Consider the following 13,457-nt stretch of genomic DNA (forward strand, 5'->3'; position numbering starts at 1 on the left):
ACAAACCCCTTAAATCATGTACTCAATAATATCTGTCTGCTTTAGCTCAGGGCTTCTTTCAAATTCCTTTGTCACCTTGAAGTCCTTCATAATGATTATCTTGTCTGCCATTCCCACAAGCTCTGAGAGCTCCTCAGATATCATTATTATTGCTTTGCCCTGTTTCTTCATGTTTTCAATAAGGGAATACATAGCTTGTTTTACGCCTATATCAACGCCTCTGGTTGGACAATCCATGATGATTACCTCTGCCCCCTTTGCTGTCCATTTTGCAAAAGAAACCTTTTGCTTATTACCGCCTGATAATGTTCCTACCCATTGTTTGCCACTACCACATTTAATTCTAAAAGCTTCAATTTCTTTATCAGCCATTGCCTTTTCTGATTTAGGGCTGATGTAGGTTTTGTTCTCAAGTGCTGTCAATGAAGGAAGAACTATATTATCCTGAATTGAACCATCAAGAATAAGAGCCTCACTATCACGATTCTTTGATATATAACCTATTCCACTTTCAATAGCCTGAAGTGGAGTCTTTATCTCCATACCATTTCTTATAACTCTTCCGCCTTCAAGCTTTTCAATCCCATAACAAATTCGTCCAATGTCATGCATTCCACAACCTGAAAGTCCTCCGAAACCAATTATTTCTCCCTTGTGAACCTTTAGGTTAAAGTGCTTTATTTGTCCAAAGCTGACGTTTTTAAGCTCAAGTGCGACCTCATCACTGTGGCTTGTATCGTAATCCTCTCGGTAATACTTCTCACCGATTTCACGTCCAACCATTAAATAGCGAATATTCTTTACTGCTGCAAGTGCATGTATTTCATCCCCGTTTAATTCTCCAACAATATCTCCATCCCTTAGCACTGTAAGAACTGTACAATGTTCAAGGATTTCTTCCATGTCATGAGAAATAAATATTACTGTTTTGCCTTCATCAGCCATTTTGTGAATCAGTTTATAAAGAATTTCTCTTCCTTCCAAGGAAAGCGCTGTAGTTGTTTCATCTACTACCAACACTTTTGTATCATCATTAACACATCGAACAATTTCAATAAGCTTTCTATCTTCAAAATTGTACATATCAATAGAATGATTTGCCTTGATGTGTTCTAATCCGTATTTACGAAGCAGCTCATCTGCTGCTGCATTCATCTTTGACATACTGATAATTCCAAATTTAGAAAACTCAGCCTCTCTACCAGCAAATATATTCTGAGCAACAGTAACATGAGATATAGTATTTGCTTCCTGAAGGATCATTGATATGCCAGCATTTTGAGCCTCAATCATGCTCTTTGGCTTCCATGGCTTTCCCTGATAAAACATTTCACCCGAGTTAGCCTCCTGCATTCCTGCAATTATAGATGTTACTGTAGATTTACCTGAACCATTTTCCCCAACAAGTCCCCTTATTTCACCAGGGTAGAATTTAATATCTACATCCTTTAGAGCAACGGTTGGTCCAAAAGCTTTATGAATGTGTTTTACTTCAATAATTGCTTCCATAAATTCCCTTGCCTTTCCTTTTCAAATCTATGTATAAATAATATTTCCTGAGATGGTTTCAAACTAGACAATTATTAATGAGAGTTAGCACAATATTACGATTTATATTGATTTTTAGTATTTTTAGGCTATGATATTAACAATTAGAGTTTTTATAAGAAGAGGTTATTATGTATAGATATGAATTAGATTCAATAATTGAAGATTTAGCCACTGCATATAGAGTAGATATACATCATGTTACGCAAGAGACTACAGATTTATTATTCTTAGATCACGGATTTCGTAAATACGTATATGGCGATTTTGATTATAGCCTGCTTTTTAACGACATGATTCATGACATCGAAGATACCACTCCTGTATCCTATATAGACAGCTTTGGGGTAAATTATCTTATATTCAAAGAAAATCTTCCTCAAACCTCTGATGAAAGGTACACAATACTTGGAGCATACACTACAGAATCCTACAGTCAACTAAATCTAACGTCTCTACTTAATAGTAATGGCGTTCCGCTTTCTATGCTTGAAAATGTATCTTCATTCTTTAATAGATGCCCGGTAATTAATGATATTCAGCAATGGCATACACTCATTATCCGTCTTTTATACAGATACTATGGTCGCGAGGTATCGATACAGTACAGACAGTTTTCCACTGATTCCTTGTCGACAGCTGTAAACTATGAAAAACTCAATTCCATTCCAGATTCCATGGTTCAATTTGCTGAACTGGAAGAACGTTATGAGGTTGAAAACAGATTGATAAAGGCTGTAACAGCAGGTGATACATCATCTGCCTTAAACATTACAAATGAATTTATGAAATATAGAATGGCACCTAGAATTTCTGATCCAATCCGTGATGCCAAGGACATGGTAATCGCTGTAAATACTTTGCTTAGAAAAGCAGCAGAATCAGCATATGTTGCCCCATTATATATAGACAACCTAAATGCAAAGCTAACAATAGATATTGAAAACTGCAGCACGGTTTCTCAGGTTTACTCCGTAAACTCAAATATCATAAGAAGATACTGTATGTTGGTTAAAACCTACTCTAGAGCAAATTATCACAGCATTATCAGAGATACCTTGAACTATATAGATGTGCATTATCAGGAAGAGCTTTCCTTAAGCTTCTTTGCCCAAAAATTTACTGTAACAAAAAACTACCTGTCCGCTTTATTTCACGAACAGGTAGGTATGACCTTAACTGATTATATAAATAGTACTCGAATACAGCACTCACTCCTTTTGTTAAACACTACTGATAACTCTATGTCTGATATCGCTATCGCCTGTGGTTTTAACGATGCCAACTACTTCACCCGAGCATTTAAAAAACATAAAGGAAAGAGTCCATCTGAATATCGCAAAAGTCTTAGATAGTTTACTACTTACAGATATCTAACAAATCCTTAAAGCTATCCATCTTGTAGGTAACATTAGGATGCTCTGTAGCTTCTCCAAGTCCTGCACTTTCAAAGCCACCATCAAAAGCAGCCTGGATACCAGCCTTTGCATCCTCTACTACAAGACAATTCTCCGGGGTTTCTCCTAGAAACTCTGCTGCCTTAAGAAAGACCTCTGGATCTGGCTTTGATTTTGTGATATTTGTTCCATCAGAAATGGCATCAAAGAAATCGGCAAGTCCTAGCTGGTTTAAAATCATTTTAGTGTTTTTGCTTGAAGATCCAATCGCAAGCTTATAACCACGTGTTCGCAAACTTTCAAGAGTAATCTTTACTTCCTCTGATAAATCAGCCGGGCTCATTTCTTTTAAAAGCTCAACATAGGTTGCATTTTTTTCAGCAGCCATGTATTCCTTTTCTTCTTCAGTATATTGCTTTGTGGCTTTCTCCAAAATAATATCTAAGCTAGCCATTCTAGAAACACCCCTAAGGCGATTGTTTATATCCTCATCAAAATAAATTCCGTTTTTATCTGCAAGCTTCTTCCATGCAATATAATGGTATTTGTCTGTAAAACAAATAACTCCATCTAAATCAAAAATTACTGCCTTCATAAATCTGTTTCCTCTCCTTCTGTCATTCCCTCATAGGAACTGTGATTATTATGGAGAAAAAAAGAAACTGATTCAATCGGATTTACCGGCCTATTTTACGCTATTTCCTAACAATTTTAAGTTCGATTTAAATTAACGTTTTTAAGGAGTTATGACTATATTAATAGCATCTACTATCTGGAATAATAAATGGCGAACATGAAATAGGATCTTCTATTACTATGCTATCAAGACCATATATCTCTTTGATATTTTCTGAAGTAATAATTTCTGCAGGGGTTCCCTGACAGATAAGCTTTCCCTTTTTCATTGCAAAAATATAGTCTGCATATCTTGAGGAAAGATTTATATCATGAAGCACCATGACGATTGTTGTGCCCCGCTTTTGGTTTAATTCCTTTAACAAATCAAGGATTTCCACCTGATATGCAATATCAAGGAATGTGGTAGGCTCGTCTAAAAATAAAATATCTGTCTGCTGTGCCAAAGATAATGCTATAAACACACGCTGTCTTTGTCCACCTGAAAGCTCATCTATGCTGGCATCAGCCAAATCATTAATTCCCATAAAACACATAGCTTCGCTTATGGCCTCATAGTCGTGCTTGCTGAGCGGCGTCATAAATTTGCGATATGGAAATCTTCCTCTGGCCACCAAGTCTGCCACCTTTATTCCCTCTGGGGCGATTGAATTCTGTGGAAGAAGCCCTATTGTTTTGGCAAGGGTTTTAGAATTTATGCTGGAAATATTTTTTCCATCTAATGTCACCTGTCCTTCAGCTGGACATAACAACCTGCAAAATGTTTTAAGCATAGTAGATTTACCACTACCATTTGATCCTAAAATAACACTGATTTTATTCTGAGGAATGGTTATATCTACACCATGCAGAATTTCCTTATCAGAATATCCTGCATGAATTTGTTCAGCTCTAAGAATGTTTTCACTCACTAGACCTTTTCTCCTTTGTTGATGTTGATGAGTAAATATAGTAAATAAGGCGCTCCGAGAATTCCTGTGATTACACCTACCGGATATCTGGTTGGAAGCAGGTTTTGTCCCACAAAATCTGCTGCAAGTACAATGCACGCTCCAACTAAACCTGCGCTTACTGTATTAGTCTGTCTTTTACCACAAATCCTTGTAGCAATTGGTCCTGACAAAAAAGCGATTGAGGAAATAGGGCCTGTTACAGACGTTGCAAATGCAATTAATACAACTGCCAGAATTATAATGATTATTCTCGATAGATTTACATTTATTCCAAGCACTGTTGCGTAGGCATCCCCAAGCTCAAGCCCCTTTAGGATATTGCCCATAAACATAATCCCACCGGTTATTATAATAACTACAAAAATAAGTAGTGGAAGTCCATCAGACTTAATATCGTTTAGATTTCCTGTCATCCATCTCATGGCTGATGGCACATCATATTCTGCCCCCTTTAAAACCATCCAGTTTATAAGTGCTGTAAAAAATGCCTGTGCACCTATACCTGTAAGTATGAGTCTGGCTCCAGAATATCCACCTTTAGTTGCAATCCAATATATAGCCCCTGCTGCAGCCAAACCAGAAATTAGAGCCATAACCGAAACAGCTCCATTTGAGGCATGTAAATACAAAATTCCATATACAGCTGCCACTGTAGAGCCCGTTGAAACGCCTATTATGTCCGGGCTGGCAAGTGGATTTCTAAGCAATGTCTGAAAGGTATTTCCAGCTACACCAAATGCAATACCGCAAAATACTGCTGCAATTGTTCTTGGTAAACGGAGATTTTTAATTATATATGCACCCTTGATTCCATCCTGCCCCATGAGCACTTTAAACACATCTGAAAGTGGATATGTTGCATTAGTGCCTAATGTCATATTTATGCAAATAAGGGAAAGCAGCATCAAAAGAATAATACACAAAATCAAGTTATATCTCTTTTTACGCTTTTCAATTCCCACTAAAAAGCCTTTGTTTTCTATCATATATTTGCCACCTTTGCCCTTCTTATAATTGCAATAAAGCAAGGTGCACCGATAAGTGCTGTCATAATTCCTGATTCCAACTCACCTGGTCTTCCAAGCAATCTGCCAAGCACATCAGAAATCACAAGTATGCTTCCTCCATATAAAGCGCTGATAAGTATCAGCTTCTTTTGCTCAGAGCCTACAAGTAGTCTGATTAAATGAGGAATCATAAGTCCTATAAAGCTGATTGGACCAGCAAGTGCTGTTATGGATGAGCAAAGTAGCACTCCACATACTGCAGCAATAAGTCTTGTACGATTAACATTTAATCCCAAAGCTGTGGCTGTTTCCTCTGATAAAAGTAAAGTGTTTAAATCTGAAGATATAAAAACACTTACGATCAATGAAATGATTACAACAGGAAGAATTAATAAAATATCCTCATTACTTGCACCACCCACACTTCCAATCTGCCAAAATCTAAAGGATGTCATAACACTTGAATCAGGCATAACAAATACACTAACGAGTGATGAAAGGGCTGTTGAAATAGCAGCACCGGAAAGGGCAAGCTTTATAGGTGTTGCTCCACCATAGCCCATAGATGCCAGCTTATATACTAAAATTGCTGTAAGCATAGCTCCTAAAAAAGCAAGTGATATATAAGATAGCTTTGATTGAATATTAAAAACAGAAATTCCTATTACGATAAAAAGTGATGCTCCTGTGTTAACACCTAGTATGCTTGGGTCGGCAATTGGATTTCTGGTTATGGTCTGCATCAATACACCAGAAACACTAAGTGCAGCTCCTGCCAAAATCCCAAAAACGGTACGTGGAATTCGGGCCTGCACCACATTCACATTGTAATTTTCTATATTTCGTCCAAGTACTGCATCTATAACATCAGCAAAACCTACGGATTTTGCTCCGTAGGTTATTGAAAGCATTGATGCAATAATAAGAATTACTGTACCTGTAATTATTGTAAGATATATCTTTTTATTACTCATTTACCTTGCTGGCTGCCTCATTTAATACTGTCAAATAATCATCAATTGCATAAGGGATAGATAAAATGGAAGGTGTAGTTGCTGCTGCAAGTACTGATGTAGAATCAAGAAGTACAACTGCACCATTTTTAACTGCTGGAATCTGGCTCATAAGTGGATCAGCCTGCATTGCCTCAAGCAATCCCTCGTCACCATAGCACACCATGATATCCACATCTGAAAGAATATCTGCATTTTCTCTTGAAATAGTTACTGAGAATTCTTCAGTATCTTCACCTAATTTATGAATACTATCTGGTGTTGCAAGCCCTAAATCATTTAAATATGCTGCTCTAGGATCTGCTGGTAAATATGCGTAGAAGGTACTCATATCATCCTGTGATACCCAGAAAAATCCTGCTGTCTTTCCATCTAAGTCTGGATATTCAGCTAACTTATCTGCAATGAGCTTGTCTGTTTCTGCTACAAGCTCCTCGCCTTTTTCCTTCATGCCTACCGCTGTAGCATTTGTAATCATCTGCTCTCTCCAGGTAGTCTTCCATGCTATCTCAGCGAAAGGAACTGTTGGTGCAATTTCTGAAAGCTGATTATACTCATCCTCTGAAAATCCTGAATATGAAGCTACAATTGCATCAGGCTCTGCTACTGCAATAGCCTCAAAATCCCAGCTAGTCTCGTCGTTAAATACATTAGGTGAGTCTACTCCAAGCTCTGTAAAGGCATCCTTTGTCCATAAATGAAGCTTGTCCTCTGTTACAGCTCCATAATTTGCTGCTGATACACCTACTGGAACGATTCCAAGTGCAAGCATTGTGTCCTGGTTGCCCCAGCCTAATGTAACTACACGCTCTGGCTTGCTTTCAATGACTGTCTGTCCGTATGCATGCTCCATAGTGATTGGGAAACCTTCAGTCGCTTCCAAATTACTTGCAGCCGCTATATTATCTGAAGCCTCACCTACTGCCTCGTTATTTGTGGTTCCACATGCCATAAATGCAGATGTAGCCACTGCAGCAGTGAGCATCAATGATGTTATCTTCTTTTTCATGTTGTTATTCCTCCTGATAGTTAAAGCTTATATCTGTTAGACTTCGCTAACAGGTCATTACTTTACCATAGAAAGTTAGTGGTGTCAAATCTATTTTAGCGCAATCTAACATGTAAAATAAAAGTGCACCCTGGTTTACAAGCTTTTATGATAAAAAAGCTCATTTACCAGGATGCACATCCTAATTTTATTATTATATTTCTACTCCTTTATTAGATTAAGCCTGCAAATAATGAGGCAAGTACTACAGTAAGCACTCCTGCCACTGCAATAGAAAGTGAACTCATAGCACCTTCCACATCACCAAGCTCCATTGCCTTGGCAGTTCCAATTGCATGTGCTGCTGTTCCAAATGCAAGCCCCTTAGAAATCGGCTCATGAATTCTAAATATTTTGCAGATAAGCTCTCCAAAGATATTGCCTAAAACTCCTGTAATAACGATTACTGCAACAGTGATGGTAACATATCCGCCAAGCTCCTCTGAAACACCCATCCCAATGGCTGTGGTGATCGATTTTGGAAGCAGTGTAACATAGTTGGCATGATTGAGTCCCATCAAGCGAGCCAAAATGAATACTGTCACAAGGCTTGTGAGCACTCCTGCAGTTACCCCTAGCATAACTGCACTGGCGTTTTTCTTTAAAAGCTCCCATTCCTCATAAAGTGGAATGGCAAGACATACAGTAGCTGGAGTGAGCAGCCAGCTTAAATATTTTGCACCTTCATTGTAGGTTTCATAATCTACATGGGAACCTATTAAAACAAGGATTGTTACGATAATAGATATCAACAACGGATTAAAAAATCCAAAACCAAATTTTCTTTTGAGCTTTGCGCCAATTGCGTAGGAAATCAAGCTGATAGTTACTCCTGCGTAGGCGCTGTTTTGCATAAACTCTACCATTATTTTGCCTCCCTTTTACTGCGTCTGATAATGAACTGAGAAATGACTCCCGTAGCTCCCATTACAGTAAATATCGTAATTACGGTAATGATGGATACAGGTAAAAGCACTGGTGCTAAAACGCCCCAAGAGGACATAAGCCCTACACCAGCAGGAACAAACATGACAGGCATGATTTCGATAAGGAACTTTCCAGTGTCACGAACCTGTTCAAGCTTTATCAGTCCACTTAAAAGGGCAATGAATAAAAGTACCATGCCATAGATACTTGCAGGAATTGGAAGTGGCAGTACTGCCTTTAGTATCTCTCCAATAAGAGAAATAGCTAAAATAATAAGAAATTGTTTTAAGTATTTCATTGTATATTATTAAACCTCGTGCAATAAAAAAAATTAGGGTTTGAAGAAACTATCCCCCAAACCCCAAATCATTATACTACTTGGAATTGCATTTACAATTCTATTTTGACAGCAAATTGTATTATTATAAGTTCATTATGAAATCCTTTACCACATCTGTCACCTGATCTAAATGTCTGTCATAGCAGTGGTCGTCATCTTTAATCAGCTCAAGTCTAGCATTTGCAAACTTTTTAGCTGCTTCTATAGAGAATTCAACAGGTACTGCTTCATCTGCATCACCGTGAACAAGAAGCACCGGCCCTGTGTATTTTGCTATTGCACCATCTAAATCGATAGTCTGAGCAACCCTGATATAGTTGCCACTAAGTGTCAATCCATCCCAGGATATAAGCTCATCAGGAATATTTACAGGATCAAATGGCTGTCCTAAAAGCTCGCCTTCTTTTGCACCCTTAATAATCACATAAGCAGGTGAAAGTGGAATGAGAGCCCTTACCACATCCTGCTCCATTGCTGCTGCAAGTGTTACCGCAAGACCTCCCTGAGAATGGCCGCACATATAAATATCAGTGACAAAATCTAAGCTCTTTGCATAATCAACTACAGCTAAAATATTATTCAGCCATTTGTAAAGATTGTGATTTCTGAATTCTCCATCACTTTTTCCATGACCAAACAAATCAACTCTAAGTGTGGCTACTCCCACCTCATTCATTGCCTTTGCAACTTTTACAATATGCTCCTCTTCTATGTGTCCTGTAAAACCATGAAACACAAGACAGAGAGGACATTTGTCTGCCCCTGCTTCTGGCATATCAAGCTTGGCATTAAGCTTAATATCATCATCAAGTATGTACATTTCTTCTCCCTCCAATAAACTTTTAAATTTCAAAATCCAGACAACTTCTGATTTTGGTATAAGGTCTTACCTTACCATCCGCTACAGCCACATGCTCTGGATGAGTTGCATAACCCTTTAAAGCTTCTTCGCTTTCAAATGTGGAATCAAGCATCAAATCTGCATTTGAGCTTGCAAGCCCGTTGATATTAACCTTGATATCTACCATTCCAGGAATCTTGCCAGCAAGTCCTTCAAGTCCTTCTTTAATACCCTTTTTTACCTCTTCCTTTTCTGCAGCTGAAAGCTCATCCTTAAGTGTCCATAAAATAATATGCTTTACCATAATATACCTCCCAAATTTATTTCATAATGTCTATTATACCTATCTGGTTTTAGAAGACAAACTCGTCTAAACTAATTTTTCCATTCCTGCAGCAAAAAGCTCCTGAAACTCTTCCTCTTCTATTTTCATCTGTTTATGATAATCAACTAGCTCTTCAGAAGTTAAAACACTGCTTTTAATCCATGATAACTGAGATACTGCTTTTTCAGATTTAATAACTATTTGTTTGTAGGTAGGCCCAATCAAAAACAGCTTCATGGCATCATCCTTTGGTAGAAAGCCACTTGTGGTGATTCCCAGGACATCATAAATAATATCATTGGCGATAGGACCTATAATAACATCTGCCCCTATCTCATCTGGCTTAAGGTGCCTGTTTCCATAGATATAATTGAACCAGTCCTCACCGCGTGTAAACTCATGAACACTAAGCCCTGTTAAATCCAATTCATATTCATTTAGAATTGTATCTGCTCCAGATTTTTCCTTTGCCCATCTATAGGAAAACTCTTTGTCATCTGTCAAATAAAATCCCTGTCCAAAATCGGCATTTTTGCGCCCATAATGTATATCAGGAATTTTTATTGTGTCAAAACCAACATGATAAACAAGCATAGATTTAGTCCTTTCTACACTATAACAAACACATCCACTACATCACGCAGCTTCTACCTTCACTGCCTTCCATATTGTCATCCTTAACATATCTGGCATTGAACTCCATATTGATTTCACGAAGCTCCTTTTTGCCCTCAATATACTCATCATACATCTCTGCCAAACCTGCCATGCAACCATCGCAGTTCGCTTCAATATTTCCAAGGGACTCCTTAACTATCTGCTCTCTTTCTTCTTTTGTTGTGTCTTTAATTAAATATGACATATCACATCTCCATTACTTGTTAAAAATAGTTTTAAAAGATTCGCTCAATCTCTGATGGCGAATCTTTGCAGCATCAAAATGAACTGAATTGAAAGCCAACTGCATTATAGGTCCTGTACCAAAAGCACAAATCAAAGTTCCCACTCCAACAGGGCCTCCAAGTAGCCAACCTACAAAAGTGGCCATACTTAAAAGCACAATACTCACTGCACCAATAGGCAATCGTTTAATTCTTTTGACTAATGCCACAAGTAAAGTATCCCTTGGGCCACAGCCAAGTGCCGCTGCCATATAAGTATACTGCGTATAGGAGATAATAACCAGCCCTATAAACATAACAGGAATACCTGTAGCAAGAGAGTTGCAAGGCTTTACCAAATCTATTTTATTAAACAAATCCACTGATTTTCCAACCACGAATGCATCTATGAACATTGCGATGCCGATTGGTTCCTTCATGAAAATATCGATGCCCAAAATAGTATATGAAACAATAATAGATGCTGTGCCATATAATATCCCAAGACTTTTTGACAGGCCAAGGTTAAGCACATCCCATGGGCTAGCTCCTATATTTGCCTGTATTGTCAGATACACTCCAAATCCATTAATAAATAAGCTTACTGCTGCAAGTATCACATTAGAAAGAATAGTGCGCTTATTGCTATTGCTTCTATTCTCTTCTCTTATAAATCTGTACACGTAATATTTCCTCGGTAAATCTAAGTTTAATTTTACTCAATTAATCCGCGAACAATTATACAACATACCTATAAAAAGAGCCAGAAGTTTTACCTTCTGGCTCCTGGCATTATATAAATTTCACTGCTGTTCCATAGGCTAGCACTTCTGCAGCCCCTTGCATTACAGATGATGAAGTATATCTGACACCTACAATGGCATCTGCACCGAGCTGTTCAGCCTCATCTACCATTCTTTTTGTGGCAATTTGACGAGCCTCAACAAGCATATCAGTGTAGCCTACTATTTCCCCACCTACAAGAGTTTTCATTCCAGCCATAAAATCTTTACCGAAATTTTTCGACTGTACAATAGTTCCCTTTACTACTCCTAAAACCTCAAAGTTCTGTCCTGGAATTGTTTCAATACTTACGAGCTTCATTTAATTCTCCTCCATCAATTTCATTTAATCTTTGTTTAAGTGCAACAATAGTTCCAACAATCATTGCAATAAATAGAGCTATTATGATTGCAATAAATCCCATTGGTGTGTCAGGGTCACTTAAAGCTGTAAATCCAATTACTACAATCATTGCAATAAAAAATACTATGCTCACAATTGCTGCAATAATAGGTCCCTGCTTACTTTTCTTTATATCAGTTTTATTTACATCCATAAATCTAATGCCTCCCTTCTCAAGTTTTTTCATCTCCTCAAGATAAGAGTCAGCCTGTAGATTATCAAAGTGAACATCCGCTTCTATCATTTCCCTACACATTTCCTTCATTACATCCAGTTCCTGCTGTCTGTGAGTGAAATGAGAAATGTGCCTATCCAAACAATCTGTCACAGAGATTTCTCCTATTTCAAGTCGTTTTATTTCTTCTATGGGAACCTCTAATCTTCTAAGAAGCTTTATCTTGTTTAACAGCTCCACATCCTTCAATGAGTACTCTCTGTATCCATTGTCTCTATTTCTCTCAGGACAAATCAGTCCCTGCTCCTCATAAAAGCGAATATTCTTTTTTGTAATCCCAACTAGTTCTTCTACTTGATTAATCTTCATGCTGTCCTAATAAACTCCGCTATTAAATCATTAATTTCATCTGGCTTATCCGTATTTGCGTTATGCCCAGCTCCTTCTATCCAGTGAATAGGTATTCCTGTGCGGGCATGCCATGCTCTGTTGTATCTTTTGGTTGAGCCTGCCATATCCTTTGTTCCACAAATAAGCATTGCCAGACAGGTGATTTTGTATGGTAGTTCTGCTTCAACAGCATCCACCAAAATCTTATAGCCGCCTCCTGCAAGATTTGCATATCGTTCCTGATCACCATCGTAGGTCATCATAAACTCACGCATCAAGGCACGGCCATACTCAGTAGTTGCTACTCCATTTGTTCCCTGTTTTAAAAGTGTCTTCCAAGGATAATGACGATATACCGGAGTCATCCTATGAAGTAGCCACAGTTCAATCCCTGTATAGTACTGTTTCTGCAAAGGTGCTGAATCAATCGATACAAATCCAACTACCTTTCCTGGGAATAGCTCCATGTACATCTGTCCCAGATAGCCCCCCATGGACTGTCCTATGATAACAGGATTATCAAAACCATTTTCTAAAAGAATTTCATTTAGCCATGTAGCCTTATCTGCCAGGGAAAAATCCATATCAAAAGGATAAGAAAGGGCATGTACTGGTGCATCCCACACGAACACTGGATATTTGCCTTCAAAAAACTCAATCTGCTTATCAAATAATCTATGATCTGCTGTTAATCCTGGCAAAAATACCAGCTGCTTTTCCTGGCACTTACCATCAGGATTTATCCAATAATGAATTTTCCCACACCTTGTGCTGTAAACCTTCTCCACCAT

At 38.0% G+C, this 13,457-nt stretch carries 17 protein-coding genes; 1 reads left to right on the forward strand and 16 read right to left on the reverse strand.

Annotated features, from left to right (window positions below; genetic code table 11):
- Positions 1 to 9 precede the first annotated feature (9 nt).
- Positions 10 to 1,509, reverse strand: coding sequence for a sugar ABC transporter ATP-binding protein (locus tag BLV53_RS02335; RefSeq protein WP_090296524.1), 1,500 nt, complete (start codon positions 1,507 to 1,509; stop codon positions 10 to 12).
- 170 nt (positions 1,510 to 1,679) lie between these two features.
- On the opposite strand from BLV53_RS02335, the gene BLV53_RS02340 reads away from it, so the two are divergent.
- Positions 1,680 to 2,903, forward strand: coding sequence for a helix-turn-helix domain-containing protein (locus tag BLV53_RS02340; protein ID WP_090296527.1), 1,224 nt, complete (start codon positions 1,680 to 1,682; stop codon positions 2,901 to 2,903).
- Between the two features lie 4 nt (positions 2,904 to 2,907).
- On the opposite strand, the gene pgmB is transcribed toward BLV53_RS02340, so the two are convergent.
- The 15 genes from pgmB to BLV53_RS02415 all read right to left on the reverse strand — a co-directional run bounded on the left by pgmB (position 2,908) and on the right by BLV53_RS02415 (position 13,457).
- Positions 2,908 to 3,540 (reverse strand): beta-phosphoglucomutase, encoded by a 633-nt coding sequence (pgmB, locus tag BLV53_RS02345; protein WP_090296530.1) that lies wholly within the window; start codon positions 3,538 to 3,540, stop codon positions 2,908 to 2,910.
- A 160-nt stretch (positions 3,541 to 3,700) separates the two neighbouring features.
- A complete protein-coding gene (locus tag BLV53_RS02350) occupies positions 3,701 to 4,492 on the reverse strand; it encodes an ABC transporter ATP-binding protein (RefSeq protein WP_090296532.1) in 792 nt (263 codons plus the stop codon).
- Entirely contained in the window at positions 4,492 to 5,520 is a 1,029-nt protein-coding gene (locus BLV53_RS02355) for a FecCD family ABC transporter permease (RefSeq protein WP_090296535.1), read from the reverse strand. The genes BLV53_RS02350 and BLV53_RS02355 overlap by 1 nt, the downstream gene beginning before the upstream one ends.
- Positions 5,517 to 6,515 (reverse strand): FecCD family ABC transporter permease, encoded by a 999-nt coding sequence (locus BLV53_RS02360; RefSeq protein WP_090296538.1) that lies wholly within the window; start codon positions 6,513 to 6,515, stop codon positions 5,517 to 5,519. The genes BLV53_RS02355 and BLV53_RS02360 overlap by 4 nt, the downstream gene beginning before the upstream one ends.
- Positions 6,508 to 7,563, reverse strand: coding sequence for an iron-siderophore ABC transporter substrate-binding protein (locus BLV53_RS02365; RefSeq protein ID WP_090296540.1), 1,056 nt, complete (start codon positions 7,561 to 7,563; stop codon positions 6,508 to 6,510). Before BLV53_RS02365 ends, BLV53_RS02360 begins: the two co-directional genes overlap by 8 nt.
- 212 nt (positions 7,564 to 7,775) lie before the next feature.
- The gene (locus tag BLV53_RS02370; RefSeq protein WP_090296542.1) at positions 7,776 to 8,468 is read right to left on the reverse strand and encodes an LrgB family protein; all 693 of its coding nucleotides are present in this window, start codon (positions 8,466 to 8,468) and stop codon (positions 7,776 to 7,778) included.
- Positions 8,468 to 8,827: a CidA/LrgA family protein gene (locus BLV53_RS02375; protein WP_090296545.1), complete on the reverse strand. Its 360-nt coding sequence runs from the start codon at positions 8,825 to 8,827 to the stop codon at positions 8,468 to 8,470. The genes BLV53_RS02370 and BLV53_RS02375 overlap by 1 nt, the downstream gene beginning before the upstream one ends.
- 124 nt (positions 8,828 to 8,951) lie before the next feature.
- Positions 8,952 to 9,689: an alpha/beta hydrolase gene (locus BLV53_RS02380; protein ID WP_090296548.1), complete on the reverse strand. Its 738-nt coding sequence runs from the start codon at positions 9,687 to 9,689 to the stop codon at positions 8,952 to 8,954.
- A gap of 22 nt (positions 9,690 to 9,711) precedes the next feature.
- Positions 9,712 to 10,014 carry a Dabb family protein gene (locus BLV53_RS02385; RefSeq protein ID WP_090296550.1) on the reverse strand — a complete coding sequence of 101 codons (303 nt, stop codon included), beginning with the start codon at positions 10,012 to 10,014 and terminating at the stop codon, positions 9,712 to 9,714.
- A gap of 66 nt (positions 10,015 to 10,080) precedes the next feature.
- The gene (locus BLV53_RS02390) at positions 10,081 to 10,629 is read right to left on the reverse strand and encodes a DUF3990 domain-containing protein (protein WP_090296553.1); all 549 of its coding nucleotides are present in this window, start codon (positions 10,627 to 10,629) and stop codon (positions 10,081 to 10,083) included.
- Positions 10,630 to 10,666: 37 nt separating this feature from the next.
- Entirely contained in the window at positions 10,667 to 10,897 is a 231-nt protein-coding gene (locus BLV53_RS02395) for a purine biosynthesis protein PurH (protein WP_090296554.1), read from the reverse strand.
- A 12-nt stretch (positions 10,898 to 10,909) separates the two neighbouring features.
- Positions 10,910 to 11,599 (reverse strand): YczE/YyaS/YitT family protein, encoded by a 690-nt coding sequence (locus tag BLV53_RS02400; protein ID WP_242879022.1) that lies wholly within the window; start codon positions 11,597 to 11,599, stop codon positions 10,910 to 10,912.
- Between the two features lie 109 nt (positions 11,600 to 11,708).
- Positions 11,709 to 12,020 carry a YbjQ family protein gene (locus BLV53_RS02405; protein ID WP_090296558.1) on the reverse strand — a complete coding sequence of 104 codons (312 nt, stop codon included), beginning with the start codon at positions 12,018 to 12,020 and terminating at the stop codon, positions 11,709 to 11,711.
- A complete protein-coding gene (locus tag BLV53_RS02410; RefSeq protein ID WP_090296561.1) occupies positions 12,001 to 12,645 on the reverse strand; it encodes a MerR family transcriptional regulator in 645 nt (214 codons plus the stop codon). Before BLV53_RS02410 ends, BLV53_RS02405 begins: the two co-directional genes overlap by 20 nt.
- On the reverse strand, positions 12,642 to 13,457 hold the full coding sequence (locus tag BLV53_RS02415) for an alpha/beta fold hydrolase (RefSeq protein WP_090296564.1): 816 nt from the start codon (positions 13,455 to 13,457) through the stop codon (positions 12,642 to 12,644). The genes BLV53_RS02410 and BLV53_RS02415 overlap by 4 nt, the downstream gene beginning before the upstream one ends.

The organism is Pseudobutyrivibrio sp. ACV-2 (assembly GCF_900107545.1).
Lineage (GTDB): Bacteria > Bacillota > Clostridia > Lachnospirales > Lachnospiraceae > Pseudobutyrivibrio.